This is a genomic window from Paraburkholderia sp. EB58, assembly GCF_050436665.1.
GTDB lineage: Bacteria > Pseudomonadota > Gammaproteobacteria > Burkholderiales > Burkholderiaceae > Paraburkholderia.
In genome coordinates, this window is the sequence record NZ_JBNDMQ010000021.1 from 136,452 (window position 1) to 153,361 (window position 16,910).

Consider the following 16,910-nt stretch of genomic DNA (forward strand, 5'->3'; position numbering starts at 1 on the left):
GCCTCTCGGTCAGGCGGTTTGCAGTTGGCTGCCGACCGGCAACTGCCGAAGGCGTTTGCCGGTCGCGGCGTAGATCGCGTTCGCCAGAGCCGCCGCCAGGGCGGCCGTGCCCGGCTCGCCGATCCCACCCGGCGCCTCGGTGCTCTTCACGATATGCACGTCGATGGTCGGCGTCTGGTCGATCCGCAGCATCCGGTAATCGGTGAAGTTGTTCTGCTCGACGCGACCGTCCTTGATCGTGATCTCGCTGTACAGCGCCGCCGTGATGCCGAAGATGATCCCGCCCTGCACCTGCGCCTCAATGGTGTTCGGATTGACCGTCATGCCGCAATCGACCGCGCACACCACGCGGTTTACCGTCACCTCGCCCTGATCGACGGTCACGTCCGCGACCATCGAAAAGAAGCTGCCGAACGCATGCATCACCGAGACGCCGCGGCCTTGCCCCTTCGGCAAAGTCGTGCTGCCCCAACCGGCCGCCTGGGTCGCGGTGTCGAGCACGTTCAGCGCGCGAGGCGTCTTGCCGAGCAGGTCGCGCCGGTATTTCACCGGGTCCGCCTTGGCTTGCGCGGCGAGTTCGTCGATGAAGCTCTCCACCACGAAGGTGCTGCGCGTCGGACCGACGCCGCGCCAGAACGCAGTTGGCACTGTGCGCGGTTCCTGACGCACGTAGTCGATGAGCTGGTTCGGCAGGTCGTACGGAAGGTCAGACGCCACTTCCACCGCGTCCGGATCGATTCCATGCTGGAACGCGGGCGGCGCAAAGCGCGCCAGAATCGACGAACCGACAATGCGGTGCTGCCACGCAATCGGTTTGCCGTTTGCGTCGAGCCCGGCGGAGATCTTGTCGTAGTAGTACGGCCGGTACATGTCGTGCTGGATATCTTCCTCGCGCGTCCAGAACACCTTGACCGGCGTGTTCACCTGCTTGCCGATCTTCAGCGCCTGGGTCGCCATGTCGAACTCCAGCTTGCGCCCAAAGCCGCCGCCGAGCAGATGGTTGTGCACCGTGATCTTCTCCGCCGGCAGACCGGTGACTTTCACGGCGGTGTCGACGATGCGCGTCGGGACCTGCGTGCCCAGCCAGATATCGCAACCGTCGGGGCGTACATGCACGGTGCAGTTGACCGGTTCCATGGTGGCGTGAGCGAGGAACGGTTGCTGATACACGGCGTCGATGCGCGTCTTGGCGTCTGAGAAGCCCTTCGACACATCGCCGTCCTTGCGCGCCACGGCACCGTTGCCGTGGTCCGCTGCCGAGGCGAGATCGTCAACGATCTGCTTCATCGAGAGATTCGCACCTGCGCCTTCGTTCCAGGTGATCACGAGCGCCGCGAGGCCGCGCTTGGCGGCCCACGTGTGGTCGCCGATCACGGCGACCGCATTGTCCGCCTTGACGACCTGGCGCACGCCGGGGATCCTCTTCGCGTTGGTGTCGTCGACGCTGCCAAGCGTGCCACCAAACACCGGACACGTCGCGATGGCCGCGTAGACCATGTCCGGGACCCGCACGTCGAGGCCGAATATGGCCGTGCCATCCACCTTCTCCGGCGAATCGAGCCGCTTGACCGAGGTGCCGATGATCTTGAAGTCCTTCGGATCCTTTAGCGGCACATTCTGCGGCGCCGGCAACTTCGCCGCGGCGTCGACCAATTGACCGTAGCCGATGCTGCGATTACTCGCTGCATGAATGACCTGTCCCGCCTGCGCGTGGCAGCTTGCCGGATCGACCTGCCACTGCTGCGCCGCGGCGTTGATGAGCAGCACGCGGGCCGTTGCCCCGGCCTTGCGCATCGGATCCCATGCGTAACGGATGGAGGTTGAGCCGCCGGTCAACTGACCACCGAGCAGCGGATCCTTGAATAGTTGCTCGTTCGGCGGCGCATGGTCGAGCGTGACCATGTCGAGCGGCACCTCGAGTTCTTCTGCGATCAGCATCGGGATGGATGTATAGACGCCCTGCCCCATCTCGACCTTCGGAATCACCAGCGTGACCTTGCCCGTGTTATCGATCTGGACGAACGCATTCGGTGCGAACACGCCAGACGGGCCGGGTTCGCTCGCGTCCCCGCCGATCACCGATTTACCGGACGGCGCCTGCTCCTGGTCTTGGCCCTGCCCCTGGCTTACGGCAGGCAAGCTGAAACCGAGCAGCAGGCCGCCGCCCGCCGCAGCACCCACGGTGGCGCTAAACTTCAGAAACGTGCGGCGTGAGAAGCGCGGGTTAGCTATAGCCGGGTCGATGTCCGGGGCGGCGTCCGCCTTGGCGCCGGCTTGCGCATCGATCAATCCTTGCGACATGTCAGGCCTCCTTTGCCGCTTGCTTGATCGCCGCGCGAATGCGGTTATAGGTGCCACAGCGGCAAATGTTGCCGGCCATGGCGGCGTCGATATCCGCATCGGTGGGATTGGGGTTCTGCGAGAGCAGCGAGGCCGCGGACATGACCTGTCCGGACTGACAGTAACCGCACTGCACCACGTCGATCTGCCGCCAGGCCTGCTGCACCTTCTTGCCGGCGGGGGTCTCGCCTACCGCTTCGATGGTGGTGATCTTCTTGTCACCGACGGCCGCCACCGGCAAGACGCACGAGCGCACGGCCGCCCCATCCAGATGCACCGTGCAGGCGCCGCACTGGGCAATGCCGCAGCCGAACTTCGTGCCTGTCAGGCCGACCAGGTCACGCAAGACCCACAGCAAGGGCATGTCGGGCGGCGCGTCGACGGTGTGGGTCTGACCGTTGATGTTGAGCGTTGTCATCGGGACTCCGATTGCGGGTTATTGTTTATTTGTGCGGTTTGTACAACGACGTCGAACTAAACTAGTTGGCTTCGCCGAATTTATTCGGCAGGCCGGTCTAATGTGCGGTGATGCTGTCACGCTGTTCGAGTAAACGACAAATGCCGGGGCCGTGACGAGCCAGCGGCATGAAGTGTGAGGCGAACAAATTGTAGCTTCGGATTAAAAAGTTTGTCGCTAACGTGTTCCCCTGTGTCTGTGGGGCAATTTTGTTAGCATGCCCTTGTATCCATCCCTCAGGAGTTGAGCTATGACCGAACAGCAAGCCATCCAATTCCTGTCCGAGGTTCGCCGGCCACTGCTGGCCTTGCACAAGGCGATTCTCGATCACGAACGCGCTGCCTATGAAAAGGAATTCGGCCCGGCGACGCCGGCGGCGTTCCTGCAGGTGTTGATCAACGGTTCGGGGTTCCGCTGGCTCTCGCCGCTCTCCACGGTGATCGCCGACGTCGACGAAACCCTCGACGACAAGAAGGCCACTGAGGTGGACAGGATCGGCGCAGTCGAAGCAGTGGCTGGCCTGTTTTCGTCTGACCTGCCTAACAATGTGTTTCTGCCACGTTACCTGCCGCTGTTGCAGGCGAGCCCGGAGATCCTGCATGAGCATGGGCGGGTTTCGCAGGTGCTGCGCACGCTTGAGGCGAAGTAAGCGCAAGCGGTAAGCGGTAAGCGGCAAGCGGCAAGCGGCGGGCGGCGGGCGGCGGGCGGCGGGCGGCGCAGCATTGCCGCCCACCGTCTCCTTTCCATATCTCTTCCATCTCCCCGCCTCACTCCGCCTTAAATCATTCAGATGCCTTTTGCATCAGTAAAAATCATTTCTGCACTCAAAATAATAATTTCGATTCAATGATATTTAGAAATTGAGATATCGGTTAGCTAACTTAATAAAGCTCAGTCAGACCGCCCCTTTTTTATGGACTTGAATTTACCAAAAGTTAGATATACATATATTGAAAAGGAATTTAGCGATGCCTCAGTGACCTGTTCATTGTGAACAGGTGTTCGCATGCAAAAACAAACCTTAGCATCGGGAAAGTGCATAACTTCGTTTGTAGATCACACTGAATGAATAGCGACTGGTTGGTCAGAGATCCCTGCCGCAACAAGGCCGGACGAGCAGCTTTTTACCTTGCGTAAAGGCCACAGTGGAAACGGACACGCGAACTTTTTTGTGGAGTTCAGCTTGGTTACTCAAACTCACGCGGCTTGCGTTATTGAAAGCGAAGCGGCACAGCAGTTTCCAGATGTTCTCTCTGCAGAAGCAGTGGAATTTGTCGCCGCATTAAATTGTGAATTTACGCAACAGCGCCGGCATATTCTTCAATCCCGTCAACAATATGCTCGTGGTCGGCAGCGCGGCGAATCCTTCGACTTCCTGAGTGCCACAGAAGGCATTCGCAACAACCCGGACTGGCGCGTTCCTGCTCCGCCGAAAGACCTCCTTGACCGGCGAGTGGAAATTGCCGGTCCGGCCGACAAACGAAAGATTGTCATCAACGCGCTCAACGCTCACGCGCAAGTCTGGGTGGCCGACCTCGAAGACGCCTTGTCGCCCACCTGGCGCAACGTGCTGGCGAGCCAGCGTAACCTGCGCGACGCGGTTGCCGGCAATATCACTTACGTCGATCCGCTGGGCAAGCTGTATCGTCTCGAAGACCGCACTACCGCGATCGTGGTCCGCCCACGTGGTTGGCATATGCCGGAGGCGCATCTGCTGATCGACGGCGAGGCGGCTGCAGCCAGCCTGGTCGATTTCGGCCTGTACTTCTTTCATTGCGCCCGCCAGCAAATAGCGCGCGGCAGCGGCCCCTACTTTTACCTGCCCAAACTGGAGAACCACCTCGAGGCGAAGCTCTGGAACGACGTGTTCGAATTCTCCGAGGACTGGTTTGATATTCCGCGCGGCAGCATCCGCGCAACGGTGATCGTCGAACACATCAATGCTGTGTATGAAATGGACGAGATTCTGCACGCGCTCGGCCCGCATGCAGCCGGTCTGACGGCAGGTCGTTGGGATTATCTGTTCAGTATTGCCAGGGAGTTCAGACATCGGCCTGACTTCGTTCTGCCCGACCGCTCCGAACTGACGATGGACCTGCCCTTCATGCGCGCCTATACGGAGCTCCTGATCCGCACCTGTCATCGACGCGGCGCGCATGCGCTGGGCGGCGTCTCCACGCAGATTCCCGACCGGCACGACGCCGAGGCGCGCGCCCGTGCCATCGAGGCGGTCCGGCGCGACAAGGAGCGCGAGGCCGTCGAAGGTTTCGACGGCACCTGGGTAGTTCACCCGGACCTGGTGCCGGTCTGTCACGCCGCTTTCGATCGGGTACTCATCGGCCGCGCACATCAAATCGAGCCGCCAGGCGGTGGACGCGAAATTACGGCCGCGCTGCTCGCGGCTGCGGACCGCATCGATGCCCCGGTCACCGAATACGGCTTGCGTTCCAACATCGCGGTCTCGATCCGCTATCTGGAAGCGTGGTTGCGCGGCAGCGGATCGGTCAGGCTGTTCGGGCTGATGGAGGGGGTTGCGACCGCCGAGATTGCCCGCTCGCAAATCTGGCAGTGGCTGCACCATGGCACACGCCTGCACGACGGCCGCCGTGTGACCCGCGAACTGGTGCGCGCCATGCTTATTGAGGAAATCGAAACATGCCGTGCCGGCTCGGCCGGAGACCGCTCAGCGCACGCCTTCGAACAGGCCAAAGCCCTGTTCGAAGAGGTCGCCATGCACGAAGACTTCCCGGATTTCCTGACGCTCCCGGGCTACGTCCGTTTGAACCGGATGTCGTCAGCCACGCATGAGGTGGTCCCGGTAGCGACAGTATCGAGCACGACAAACACAGCAGGCCGACCGGCCGCCGCCGTCGTCAAAGCGGTTCGGCAAACCCGCTTTACGATCCCCTGCAGCAGCGGCATGTTCACGCATTTGCAGTTGAAGCCGCGCGTCGCGTTTTCATTCGGCTTCCTGGGCTGGTCGGCATGGCTGGTCGAGCACGCCGTGTCACATGCAGCACTCATTCGCGATCACGCAACCGGTTTCGTGCCGATCGGTCTTGAGATCGAGTATCTGCAGCCAGCGACCTTCTATGACTGCCAGTCGCTCAACGTCACGACCGCAGTAAGAACCTGGAACCCGCGGCGTTTCCATAGCCTGCAGGACGTCGACGTGCTGCTCGCGACCGAGCACGGCGCGCCCGTGGCACGCATCCACCTGCAGGAAGTGTGCGTGCGGATCGATTCGCCGGACACGCTCGCCGCCGCGCCGGGACGCGTGCCGTCGGAGCTGGTCGACTGCCTGCTGGACACCTCCGGCGAAATCGACGAGCGGCCGGTATTGCTGAATCGCGGCGCCTCGCGCGTACCGGCTGACGCAGAGGTCATCGCCGAATCGCGGCACGAGTTTGTCGTCTATCGCCACGCCTGCGAAGTGGCCGACCAGTGGTATTCCGAGCACGTGTGCGACTACATCGGCGAAAGCCGGGAGGCCATGGTCTTCGAACTCATGTCGAAGCAGCCGGAGCTCGTCGCCGGCCTCAGCAAGCGGATCGAGCGGATCAGCATTGGCTTGCGCCGCCCCTACATGTTGTTCGACCGCGGTCAGGTCCTGACCCGGGCTTACCGGATGGGCAAGGAAATCCACTTCGTTCATCAACTGCTGACCGCCTCGGGTGACTCTGCCGGTGACGCGATCGAAGTGTTCGCCGCGGCATAACCCTGGAACTCCATGGAACCCCTAAAACAAGGAGCGAATCATGACCTTCCTGTTTTCCGGCTCGTTGCTCAGGTATGTGGGCTACCGCCGCCGGATCGACTATGAAACCGGCACCCTTGCGGCCGCCTTTGGCGTGCTCTTCTCTGATTACCCCGACCTGAAAGGCTTGCTGACCCAGCCGGACGGCAGCTTGCGCAGGACGCTGCGTCTCGCGATCAATAACGAAGTGGTGCGCAGCGATCTGGCTCGCCCGCTCGCGGCGGAAGATGCCGTCGAGATCATGACGGCCATCGCCGGCGGTTGAAGAGCCGGCTGATGCGAGGACCCACCCAAGGAGGATCTGCGATGTCGCTCGACACAAGACTGCGGTCGGTATTCGATACGGTGCTGGAACTCGATGCCCGGCTGCCTGACTCAGCGCTGCGTTATCAGGAGACGCCGGGTTGGGATTCGCTCGGCGCCGTGTTGCTGATCTCGGCGATCGAAGACGAATTCCACGTTGAGATCAAAACCGAGCAGGCCTTGAAGATGGACACCTTCGAGGCTGCCGCGCACCTGCTCCGCGATCTCGGCGCAGCAGATTAAGCCCGCCGCGCAAGCGCTTCCGGACGCCATCATGAATCATGCTTTGCAACCCAACCAGGCGGTGCACGAGGCCGCGCTACTGCCACGCCTGATCGGACTGGTCGATCATCATCGCAGCGCTTGCCCGGCCTACGCACGCGTGCTGGATGCAATCGGACACGGCCCGGCGCGGCGCTATTCGCAACTCGAAGAACTGCCCTGGCTGCCCGTGCGACTATTCAAGGAACATCCCCTCATCAGCACTCGCAGTGAACCGGTGGCCGAACTCACCTCTTCAGGCACCACGGGCACGGGCTTCAGCCGGATCGCGCTGGACCGGGACGCGGCCGACCGCCAGCGTCTCCTGCTCACCGCGACGCTCGAAAAGCTGACTGGTCCACGGCGTCTGCCGCTGCTGATTATCGACTCGCCCTCGGCGGTCCGCGAGGAGCGCTCGTCGATCCGCGGCGCAACGGTGCTTGGTGTGATGAACGTTGGACGCGAACACATCTTCGCGCTCAACAGCGAACAACGCATCGATGCGGACGCAGTCGAGCGTTTCCTGCAACGCCACGGTCACGCGACTTTCCTGGTGTTCGGTTTCACGTCGTTGGTCTGGACACAGTTCTTCGCGTTGGCGCAGGTGCGCGCCTTCGACCTGAGTCATGCGTTGTTGCTGCACACAGGAGGATGGAAAAAGCTCGCTGACAAGGCCGTGTCCCCGCAGGAATTCCGCACCCGCTTTCGCGACGCAACGGGCCTCTTCCGATGTCACAACTTCTACGGCATGGTCGAGCAAGGCGGCACGATTCATGTCGAATCGGCCTCAGGTGATGGCCTTTATTGTCCGGACTTCGCCGACGTGATCGTGCGCGATCCGCACACCTGGGAAGAAGCGGCCATTGGCACGCCGGGCGTCATCGAGGTGCTGAGCGCCGCGCCGCGCGCCCATCCCGGTCACGTGCTGCTGACCGAAGACAGGGGCGTGATACTCGGGATCGACGACGGCGAGTGGCCCGGCAAACGCTTCGCAGTACTAGGCAGGCTCGCACGCGCGGAACCTCGCGGGTGCGCGGATACACGGCCTGAAACGCTGCCAGAGGCCCTGACAGCAGCGCTAAGCGAGCGTGGCGACGGAGCCCAGCCATGAGCGGCCTGCTCGAAGGCAAGCGCCTGCTGATTACGGGCGTCATCAATCATGCTTCGATCGCCTTTGCGGTCGCCAAACTGGCACAGGAGCAAGGTGCGCAAATCGTGCTGACCGGCCACGGCCGCGTCCATATGGTCGAACACACCGCCAGACGGCTGCCACACCCGCCGCCGGTCATCGAACTCGACGTCACGCAAGCCGGGCAACTCGCCACACTGGCCGAGCGCATACGCCTCTATATGCCGCGGCTCGACGGTGTCCTGCATTCGATCGCCTATGCGCCGCCAGCCGCTATCTGCGGCGACTTTCTGGCCGCGACGTGGGCCGACGTCGCGACGACCTTGCAGGTGTCGGCGTACTCCCTGCAAGCGCTGGTCGCAGCCGTACTGCCCTTGATGGACCGGGGCGGCGCGATCGTTGGGCTGGATTTCGACGCGTCGCTCACCTGGTCCGGCTACGACTGGATGGGCGTGGCAAAAGCCGGACTGGAATCGAGTATGCGGTATCTGGCGCGCGATCTGGGCGCCCGCGGGATACGCGCCAACCTGATCGCGGCCGGTCCTCTGCGCACCGTTGCCGCTCACGGCGAGCCGCGCTTCGACGACATCGTCGCCGCATGGCAAGGCCGGGCGCCGCTGGGCTGGAATCCGGCGGATGCGAGCGGCGTCGCGCGGGCCTGCGTGGCGCTGCTGTCCGACTGGTTTCCTGCCACCACCGGCGAAATCGTGCATGCCGATGGCGGCTTCCACGCAGTAGGCGCCTGACGACATGCAGCTTTGAGACCCGCGATGAACCCAACACTTTCCGACGGCCTGCTTTTCAGCAATCGCGTTGCCCTGGTAGTGGGCGGCACGCGCGGCATCGGCGCGGCCTGCGCGCGCATATTGGCATCAGCGGGCGCCACGGTCGTGCTGACCGGCACGGACCGCGCACGAGCCGAGCGCGAAGCGCAGCACCTCGCCGCCGACTACGGTGTCAAGGCCGCGGGCATCGCGCTGAACCTTAACGACTACGCTTCTATCGGCGCCACCATCAAATCGATCGCCGCCGAATATAACGGCATCGACGCCCTGGTGTTAAGCGCGGGTGTCATGCAGAGCACCCCGCTAGGATTGACCGCGGAATCCGTCGCGCGACAGGTACTCGACGTCAATCTGCTCGGCGCCATTGAAGTACTGCAGGCCTCGGCAAAAGTGATGATGCGACGGCGGCGCGGCGCGATCGTCCTGCTCGCATCGCTAGTGGGCGAGCGCGGCGCGGCAGGCCAGGCGGTCTATGCGGCAAGCAAGGCAGGGATCGCCGCGCTGGCCCGATCCGCCGCCAAGGAACTCGGCCCGCTCGGCATCCGCGTGAATGCGGTAGCGCCGGGGCTGATCGAGACCGATCTGCTGGCGAACCTGCCCGCCGACGTCATCGCCACACGTTGCGCGCAGACATCGTTGCGCAGACTGGGCAGCGCCGCCGAGGTGGCGACGACGATTCGCTTCCTGCTCAGCGACGACGCATCCTTCATCACCGGACAAGTGCTGGGTGTCGACGGAGGACTGACCCTATGAATTCATTCGGCGTTCAGGCGCGCCTGATCGAAGCCGCAAGCGGCCGAAGCTGGAGCGGCCCCGGCCTGGAGGCGTATGTCCATGCAATGGAAAATGAGCTGCGCACGATGCCGGCCGGCCTGCTCCTGCTGCCCGCGCCCTGGACCATCGACACCGTATGCCGCTATCTCGCCGCATTCCGCCAACACCGGCCGCTCGCGCTGCTCGATCCACAAATCGATCTCGGCACGCTCGAGGAGCTGATTGTGCGCTTCGAACCGGCAGGTCTGTGGCAGCCAGGCCTCGAGCAGCTCCCACCAGCCGGCTACCGGAACACCGCTCACGGCTGGATCAGGCAAACGTCCGCCGCGGCGGTCAGCCCCGATCTGGCGTTGCTGCTGACCACCTCCGGTTCAACCGGCGCAGCACGCATGGTTCGGCTATCGCGTCAGGGTGTGCTCGCCAACGCCACAGCCATCGTGCAAGCGCTTGGCATTACGGCTCAGGAGATCGCGCCCACCAGCTTGCCGTTTCATCTGGGCTATGGCCTGTCGGTGCTCAACAGCCACCTGCAAGCCGGCGCCACCCTCGTGGTGACCGCCCATCCTGTGATCGGCGGAGATTTCTGGGCCATCGTCGACGCCTATCGTGCGACCTCGTTCGCCGCGGTCTCTCATACCTATGAATTGCTCGCGCGTTTGCGCTGGACACCCTCGGCGCACCGCAGCCTGCGTACACTAACCCAGTCCGGCAGCCGCATGCGTCCCGATCTGATCGCGCAGATAGCAGAGGACATCGGCCGCGAGGGAGGCCGCTTTCATCTCATGTACGGCCAGACCGAAGCCACGGCCAGGATGGCGGTCCTGCCCGCGCACCGGATCGCCGACAAATCCACCTCGGTTGGGCTCGCCGTCCCCGGCAGCCGGTTGTCAATCCGTACCGAATTGGGCGAGGAGACCTGCGAGCCCGATCTGTCCGGCGAGGTCGTCTTTCGCGGACCCAGCGTCATGATAGGTTACGCCGATAGCGCCGCCGACCTTGCCCGCGGCGACGATCAGGGCGGCGTGCTGCATACCGGCGACATCGGCCACTTCGACCACGAGGGTTACCTCCATCTGGAGGGCCGTCTCAAGCGGATGGCCAAACTATTCGGTATGCGTATCAATCTCGATGCCGTCGAACGCCTTGCGACCGAAGCCGGCGCCGAAGGCCCGACCGTGGCCGTCGCGCCGAACGACGAGGTGATCGTGCTGTGGTGCGAAAGCGAGACCGAACCGGGACGGCTGGACACGATCTCCCGGCAGGTCGCCGAACGTTTGCGCGTGAACCGTCACGGCGTGCTTGCTCGCAGCATCGAGAAACTTCCGCTGCTGTGCAACGGCAAGATCGACTACCGCGCATTGACCCAGGCTGCGGCAGTCAGCGAGGCGCCGCGATGATCCGGCCACTGTTTCCACCGGCGGCACTGCTCGAGGCGGCTGCATTGCTTGAGTCACTGTGCGATTCGCGAGACGAAACTGCCTTGCAGGTCGGCGACGAGCGGATGCTCGATTTTTTCGACGCGGTCGGACAGCGTCTGCGCACGCCCGCTTATGCGCGGCGCTACCCGGAACTCGGACCGCTCGGGGTCTACCTTCGGCGCGGCCATCTTGGCACAGAACTGGCGCGGATCGAGGCCGGGCAACGCTGCCTGCGATTCCCGCTCGGGCTGGTGTTTCACGTCGCGCCGGGCAACGCCGATACCGTGTTCGTCTATTCGTGGGCACTCGCCGCGCTGGCCGGCAACCGCAATATCGTGCGTGTGTCGGACCGGGGCGGCGACGCAACGCAGGCCGTGCTCGCCGTGCTGAACGAGGCGATGAAAGAAGCCGATCCGGTGGTGGCCTGTACACAGCGAATCGTGAGCTACGACCATCGCGACGAGGCCACCACGGCGGCCCTGTCAGCCGCCTGCGACTTGCGCGTGTTGTGGGGCGGCGATCAGGCGATCCGCGAGATTCGCCGCTCACCATTGCGGCCTGCCGCTCGCGACCTCACCTTTCCCAATCGCTCATCGTTCGCGGCAATCTCGGCCGAGGCATTTCTCGCCGCCCCTGTAGCGGAGCGCAAGCGCGCTGTAGAGGCCTTTCATTCGGATGCCTATCTGTTCGGGCAAGCGGCTTGCGCGTCGCCTGGAACCCTCTTCTGGGTGGGTGCCGAAGCGAACGTGGTCAATGCACAGGCCTCGTTCCTGACGCTGCTGACTGAAATCGTAGAGGACCGCGGACCTCGCATGGATGCTGCGATGGCGATCCAGAAACACGTCGCCACCTATGGTCTCGCCGCTGAAGGCATCGCCGACGCAGTACGCTTCGCCGGCAACGAGGTCGCACTGGTGCAACTCGCCGCACCGGTTCGTCTGCCGCGCCGCTGGCTCGGCACGGGCACCTTTGCGCAAGTCAGACTGGCTTCGCTCGACGAGCTTGCGCCCCTGTTGCAGCGGCAGGATCAAACCCTCACCCATTTCGGCTTCACGCCCGACGAAATGCTGTGCGTGGCCCAACGCCTCGGCGGACGCGGTATCGATCGCATTGTGCCGTTCGGACGGGCCCTTGAATTCTCCACGGTCTGGGACGGCTACGACCTGCTGCGCGAATTCACCCGCCTCGTCACCGCGAGCTGACCATCTTTTGCGGAGTGCCATCATGAAACCCGCCATTTTTGAACTCAGCCCTAACGATGCCTATGAACGCCAGCGCAATGGGGCGTTGCTGGTCGATGTGCGCGAAGATGGCGAGCGCGCGGCAGGCATGGCGGAGGGCTCAATAGGTGTCAGCCGGTCGCGGCTCGAAACCGATACCGCCGCCTGGTTGCCGGACCCGGCCGCGGAAATCCTGTTGATCTGCGCGGCCGGCGCGCGCTCGCTGCAATGCGCCGGCGTGCTTCAGGGCCTGGGCTACGAGCACGTCTACTCAGTCAACGGCGGCACCAAGGCTTGGCAAACGGCTGGCTTGCCGATGACCGAATCGACCGCCGACGCGGATTTCCTCGAACGTTATTCGCGCCATCTGCGCCTGCCCGAGATGGGGCTGGACGGGCAACGCAAGTTGGCCGCGGCCCGGGTGGCGCTAATCGGCGCGGGCGGCCTCGGATCGCCCGCGGCGCTGTATCTGGCCGCTGCTGGAATCGGCACCATCAGGCTGATCGATGACGATGTCGTCGATCGCAGCAACCTGCAGCGGCAGGTCGTGCACCGCGATGCCGATGTGGGCGCGCCCAAGGTTGAATCCGCTTGCCGGACCTTGCACGCGCTCAACCCGCACGTTGCCATCGACGCGCAGCGCACGCGCCTCTCGGCCGCCAATGTGGAGCGCCTGCTGGCCGGGCACGACGTGGTAATTGACGGCTCCGACAATTTTTCCACGCGCTACCTCTTGAACGATGCCTGCGTGCGGCTCGGCGTGCCGATGGTCTACGGTGCGGTGCAAGGTTTCGATGGACAGGTCAGCGTATTCTGGCCGGCGCATGAGGGTGGCAGTTGCTATCGCTGCCTGTTTCCGGAACCGCCCTCGCCGGAGTTCGCACCCAGCTGCTCCGAGGCCGGTGTGCTCGGGGTGCTGCCGGGCGTGATCGGACTGTTGCAGGCCACCGAAGCCGTCAAGCTGATTCTCGGCATCGGCGAGTCCTTGTCCGGCACCTTGCTGCGCTTCGACGCGCTGGGCATGCGCTTCGACCGGCTACGTCTTGAGCGTGACCCGGTCTGCCCGCGCTGCGGCGAGGGTGTCAAGCAGGCGGACTACATGGATCTACCGGCAACCTGCGCGGCGCATTGAAGCGTGACAGTCGTATTGACTACACGCCCTCACCCAGCCGCATTCAATTTCCGCCACAGCGTCGTCTTGCTAATGCCGAGTGCCTCGCAAGCCTGATCACGGTCGCCATTGAACGCCTCCAGCGCCGCGCGAATCTCATCGGCCTCCACCCGGCGGCTACGCTGACGCAGCGTCAATGCCGCATCGTCCGTTGCCCCTTCAGACCGCTCGAACAGTTCGGGCGCAATCGACTGCAATACCTCGTTCGTCAACGCCGCGTCGCCCGAGTCCGCCAGCTCCACCGTGATCCGCTCAATCACGTTCTGCAGTTCCCGCACATTACCCGGCCACGCATGGCGGCTCAGCGACTCGCTGATATCCGCAAGCACGCTCAGCGCATCGCGTGTGTTCCGAATGCGCCCCGCCAGACGCGGCTCACGACGCGCCGCCTGAGAGAGCAATTCAGCCGCGAGAGGCAGGATGTCCGAAAGCCGTTCGCGCAACGGCGGCAAACCAATGTTCAGGATGTTCAACCGGTAGTAGAGGTCAGTGCGGAATTCGCCGGCCTCCACGGCGGCCGTCAACGCGCGATGGGTCGCCGCCACGATCCGCACGTCGATCCGCGTCGGCTCCGTCGAACCGAGCCGCACCACTTCGCGCTCCTGCAGCACGCGCAGCAAGCGGCTTTGCAACGGTAGCGGCATTTCGCCAATTTCATCGAGAAACAGCGTGCCACGGTGTGCTGCTTCGATCAGCCCCGCCTTGCCACCGCGCCGGGCGCCGGTAAACGCGCCCTCCTCGTAACCGAACAACTCACTCTCCAGCAACGCCTCTGGAAACGCGCCGCAGTTGAGCGCAACAAACGGAAAGTCGCGCCGCGCGCTCAGACGATGCAGGCTCTGCGCGACCATTTCCTTGCCCGTGCCGCTCTCGCCGCGAATCAGCACGGTGGCATCCGACTTCGCATAGCGCTGCACGAGTTGCCGGACGCGCTCGATCGCAGGACACGCCCCCACCAGATCATCGAGCCGGTAGCGCGCCACAAACTGTTGCGCGCGCTGCCGCGAACGCAGCGTGCGATCGAGCCGCTCCACCGCGCGCGACTCCTGAAACGTCAGCACGGTGCCCGTCGTCACGCCGTTATCGACCAGCGGCCCCCGATGCACGACATAGCTGATGCCGCGCAGCGTCTCGAGCGACTCGCCCTCCGCATCGGGTACGGCGTCGACCAGATCGGGCGCGAGTTCAAGCAACGGGCGACCCACCGCCGCAGCGGGCTCGATGCCGAGCACGAGCGCAAGACGCTGATTGATGGCTTCGACGCGGCCTTGCGCATCGAGTGCCACCACGCCGTCACGCAAGTGCTGCAACACGTTGTCGAGACGGTGCCGCCGCACCGCTTCTCCCCAGGTGGCCTGGGCGACTTCGAGCGCGGTATCGAACGCAGCGCGCACCGAGGCGCGTGAATAGAGAAACACAGATTCCATGCCGGCCTGCGCCGCCAGATCCGTCACCAGCCCCGGACCCACAATCGTCTTAACGCCGCGATCGCGCAGATCGAGCACACATGTCTCCGCGTCCTGCGCCGACTGATACGCCGCGAACACCACGTCGATGCCGTAGGCCGCCACGAAGCGGCGCACTTCGGCAGGCGTGTCGCCATAAGTCACGAGCGCCACTGGGGAGGCGTCGCGCCGTGCGCGCGCCAGCGCATGCATCACGTCGAAACCGGTCGGCGTGATCAGCACCACAGGCACGTCGACCCGCGCCTTTAGGTAGGTGCCATTGGAGCCGGCCGCAACTACGATGTCCGGCCGGTTCTTGCCCGCGGAAGCGATTTCGTTGACCGCGTCCTCGTAGCCGCGCGACACCAGCCGCAGATCGGCGCGGGCGTCATATTCGTCCGCGATATCGCGGAACAGGTCGCGCAGTTTCGTGATGCCGATAGCCCAGACGCGGGGCCGCGGGGCGGGTTCAAGAGGTCGGTTCATGGGGGCCAGGTGCCTTCGGTGGCGCGTAGGACTGAAAGATAGTCCATTATGAACTTATGATTTCATTTGTGAAATCAATAATTCCACTTATGAAACAAAATGACTACCAGGCTATCGCGCAAATCCACGGGTAATCAATGACTTAACGGCGTATGCCTTGGCTGGCCCGCTCCTTGCACTAAAGCCTCCCAACTTCACCAGGAGACACCCTTGAGCGCAGCAAAACAACCCGTCAGCGCCGGCGCGAAATTCCGCACGGCGGTCGCAGAAGGACAGCCGTTGCAGGTTGTCGGCGCCATCACCGCCTACGCGGCGAAGATGGCCGAAGCCGTCGGCTTCAAGGCAGTTTATCTGTCCGGCGGCGGCGTCGCCGCCAACTCGCTCGGCATCCCCGACCTCGGCATCAGCACGATGGACGACGTCCTGATCGACGCCCGCCGCATCACCGATGCCACCGGCCTGCCCCTGCTGGTCGATATCGATACCGGCTGGGGCGGCGCGTTCAACATCGCCCGCACAGTGCGTTCGTTCATCAAGGCCGGCGTCGCTGCCGTCCACCTGGAAGACCAGGTCGGACAGAAGCGCTGCGGACACCGTCCCGGCAAGGAAGTGGTCGCTAAAGAGGAAATGGTCGACCGCGTGAAGGCCGCCGTCGACGCCCGCACCGATGACCAGTTCGTCATCATGGCGCGCACCGACGCGGCCGCGGCCGAAGGCATCGACTCCGCCATCGAGCGCGCCGTTGCCTACGTCGAAGCCGGCGCGGACATGATTTTTCCGGAAGCGATGCAGACGCTCGACGACTATCGCCGCTTCAAGGCCGCCGTCAAGGTACCGATTCTCGCGAACCTGACCGAGTTCGGCTCCACGCCGTTCTTCACCACTACCGAACTGCGCGACGCGAACGTCGATATCGCGCTGTACTGCTGCGGCGCGTATCGTGCGATGAACGCAGCGGCACTCAATTTCTACGAGACGGTGAAGCGCGACGGCACGCAAAAGGCCGCCGTCGAAACGATGCAGACGCGCGCCGATCTGTATAAGTATCTTGGCTATCACGCGTACGAGGACAAGCTCGACGCACTGTTCGCCGCACACAAGTAACCCGCATTCCAGGAGTAAGAGGACGACACCATGAGCGAAGCAGATAACAGCGCGCCGGCAACCGGCGCATTCAAACCGAAGAAATCCGTGGCGCTGTCAGGCGTCACGGCGGGTAATACCGCGCTGTGCACGGTCGGCAAGACCGGCAATGACCTGCACTACCGCGGCTATGACATTCTCGACATCGCCAGCACCTGCGAATTCGAGGAAATCGCCTACCTGCTGGTGCACGAAAAGCTGCCCACGCAGGCTGAACTGAC

15 protein-coding genes are annotated in these 16,910 nt (G+C 63.6%); 12 read left to right on the forward strand and 3 right to left on the reverse strand.

Going from position 1 to position 16,910, the window contains the following annotated elements; translation table 11 throughout:
• Positions 1 to 9 precede the first annotated feature (9 nt).
• Both P3T40_RS27580 and P3T40_RS27585 read right to left on the reverse strand, forming a co-directional pair.
• Positions 10 to 2,301 carry a molybdopterin cofactor-binding domain-containing protein gene (locus P3T40_RS27580; protein WP_429270875.1) on the reverse strand — a complete coding sequence of 764 codons (2,292 nt, stop codon included), beginning with the start codon at positions 2,299 to 2,301 and terminating at the stop codon, positions 10 to 12.
• 1 nt (position 2,302) lies between these two features.
• Positions 2,303 to 2,758: a (2Fe-2S)-binding protein gene (locus P3T40_RS27585; protein WP_429270876.1), complete on the reverse strand. Its 456-nt coding sequence runs from the start codon at positions 2,756 to 2,758 to the stop codon at positions 2,303 to 2,305.
• A 289-nt stretch (positions 2,759 to 3,047) separates the two neighbouring features.
• Between P3T40_RS27585 and P3T40_RS27590 the strand changes: the two genes are divergently transcribed.
• The 10 genes from P3T40_RS27590 to moeB all read left to right on the forward strand — a co-directional run bounded on the left by P3T40_RS27590 (position 3,048) and on the right by moeB (position 13,576).
• Positions 3,048 to 3,446, forward strand: a complete 399-nt coding sequence (locus P3T40_RS27590; protein ID WP_429270877.1) for a hypothetical protein — start codon at positions 3,048 to 3,050, stop codon at positions 3,444 to 3,446.
• A gap of 522 nt (positions 3,447 to 3,968) precedes the next feature.
• Positions 3,969 to 6,515 carry a malate synthase A gene (aceB, locus tag P3T40_RS27595; RefSeq protein WP_429270878.1) on the forward strand — a complete coding sequence of 849 codons (2,547 nt, stop codon included), beginning with the start codon at positions 3,969 to 3,971 and terminating at the stop codon, positions 6,513 to 6,515.
• Positions 6,516 to 6,555: 40 nt separating this feature from the next.
• On the forward strand, positions 6,556 to 6,819 hold the full coding sequence (locus P3T40_RS27600; protein WP_429270879.1) for a MoaD/ThiS family protein: 264 nt from the start codon (positions 6,556 to 6,558) through the stop codon (positions 6,817 to 6,819).
• Between the two features lie 41 nt (positions 6,820 to 6,860).
• Positions 6,861 to 7,100 (forward strand): acyl carrier protein, encoded by a 240-nt coding sequence (locus P3T40_RS27605; protein ID WP_429270880.1) that lies wholly within the window; start codon positions 6,861 to 6,863, stop codon positions 7,098 to 7,100.
• Positions 7,101 to 7,131: 31 nt separating this feature from the next.
• On the forward strand, positions 7,132 to 8,229 hold the full coding sequence (locus P3T40_RS27610; protein WP_429270881.1) for an acyl-protein synthetase: 1,098 nt from the start codon (positions 7,132 to 7,134) through the stop codon (positions 8,227 to 8,229).
• A complete protein-coding gene (gene fabI / locus P3T40_RS27615) occupies positions 8,226 to 8,993 on the forward strand; it encodes an enoyl-ACP reductase FabI (protein ID WP_429270882.1) in 768 nt (255 codons plus the stop codon). The genes P3T40_RS27610 and fabI overlap by 4 nt, the downstream gene beginning before the upstream one ends.
• A gap of 12 nt (positions 8,994 to 9,005) precedes the next feature.
• The gene (locus tag P3T40_RS27620; protein ID WP_429270883.1) at positions 9,006 to 9,785 is read left to right on the forward strand and encodes an SDR family NAD(P)-dependent oxidoreductase; all 780 of its coding nucleotides are present in this window, start codon (positions 9,006 to 9,008) and stop codon (positions 9,783 to 9,785) included.
• Complete coding sequence (locus P3T40_RS27625) at positions 9,782 to 11,203, forward strand: AMP-binding protein (RefSeq protein WP_429270884.1); 1,422 nt, start codon at positions 9,782 to 9,784, stop codon at positions 11,201 to 11,203. Before P3T40_RS27620 ends, P3T40_RS27625 begins: the two co-directional genes overlap by 4 nt.
• Positions 11,200 to 12,426, forward strand: coding sequence for an acyl-CoA reductase (locus tag P3T40_RS27630; RefSeq protein WP_429270885.1), 1,227 nt, complete (start codon positions 11,200 to 11,202; stop codon positions 12,424 to 12,426). Before P3T40_RS27625 ends, P3T40_RS27630 begins: the two co-directional genes overlap by 4 nt.
• A gap of 22 nt (positions 12,427 to 12,448) precedes the next feature.
• Positions 12,449 to 13,576, forward strand: a complete 1,128-nt coding sequence (gene moeB, locus P3T40_RS27635; protein WP_429270886.1) for a molybdopterin-synthase adenylyltransferase MoeB — start codon at positions 12,449 to 12,451, stop codon at positions 13,574 to 13,576.
• Positions 13,577 to 13,605: 29 nt separating this feature from the next.
• On the opposite strand, the gene prpR is transcribed toward moeB, so the two are convergent.
• Positions 13,606 to 15,546: a propionate catabolism operon regulatory protein PrpR gene (gene prpR / locus P3T40_RS27640; protein ID WP_429270887.1), complete on the reverse strand. Its 1,941-nt coding sequence runs from the start codon at positions 15,544 to 15,546 to the stop codon at positions 13,606 to 13,608.
• A gap of 210 nt (positions 15,547 to 15,756) precedes the next feature.
• Between prpR and prpB the strand changes: the two genes are divergently transcribed.
• Positions 15,757 to 16,650 carry a methylisocitrate lyase gene (gene prpB, locus P3T40_RS27645; RefSeq protein ID WP_429270888.1) on the forward strand — a complete coding sequence of 298 codons (894 nt, stop codon included), beginning with the start codon at positions 15,757 to 15,759 and terminating at the stop codon, positions 16,648 to 16,650.
• Positions 16,651 to 16,680: 30 nt separating this feature from the next.
• The coding region (locus P3T40_RS27650) for a citrate/2-methylcitrate synthase (RefSeq protein ID WP_429270889.1) at positions 16,681 to 16,910 on the forward strand (230 nt) is incomplete at its 3' end.

Coding starts and splice junctions, on each gene's coding strand:
- moeB (WP_429270886.1), top strand. CDS start 12,449: ATGAAACCCGCCATTTTTGAACTCAGCCCTAACGATGCCTATGAACGC.
- P3T40_RS27590 (WP_429270877.1), top strand. CDS start 3,048: ATGACCGAACAGCAAGCCATCCAATTCCTGTCCGAGGTTCGCCGGCCA.
- P3T40_RS27600 (WP_429270879.1), top strand. CDS start 6,556: ATGACCTTCCTGTTTTCCGGCTCGTTGCTCAGGTATGTGGGCTACCGC.
- P3T40_RS27625 (WP_429270884.1), top strand. CDS start 9,782: ATGAATTCATTCGGCGTTCAGGCGCGCCTGATCGAAGCCGCAAGCGGC.
- P3T40_RS27610 (WP_429270881.1), top strand. CDS start 7,132: ATGAATCATGCTTTGCAACCCAACCAGGCGGTGCACGAGGCCGCGCTA.
- P3T40_RS27605 (WP_429270880.1), top strand. CDS start 6,861: ATGTCGCTCGACACAAGACTGCGGTCGGTATTCGATACGGTGCTGGAA.
- P3T40_RS27580 (WP_429270875.1), bottom strand. CDS start 2,301: ATGTCGCAAGGATTGATCGATGCGCAAGCCGGCGCCAAGGCGGACGCC.
- fabI (WP_429270882.1), top strand. CDS start 8,226: ATGAGCGGCCTGCTCGAAGGCAAGCGCCTGCTGATTACGGGCGTCATC.
- P3T40_RS27630 (WP_429270885.1), top strand. CDS start 11,200: ATGATCCGGCCACTGTTTCCACCGGCGGCACTGCTCGAGGCGGCTGCA.
- P3T40_RS27585 (WP_429270876.1), bottom strand. CDS start 2,758: ATGACAACGCTCAACATCAACGGTCAGACCCACACCGTCGACGCGCCG.
- prpR (WP_429270887.1), bottom strand. CDS start 15,546: ATGAACCGACCTCTTGAACCCGCCCCGCGGCCCCGCGTCTGGGCTATC.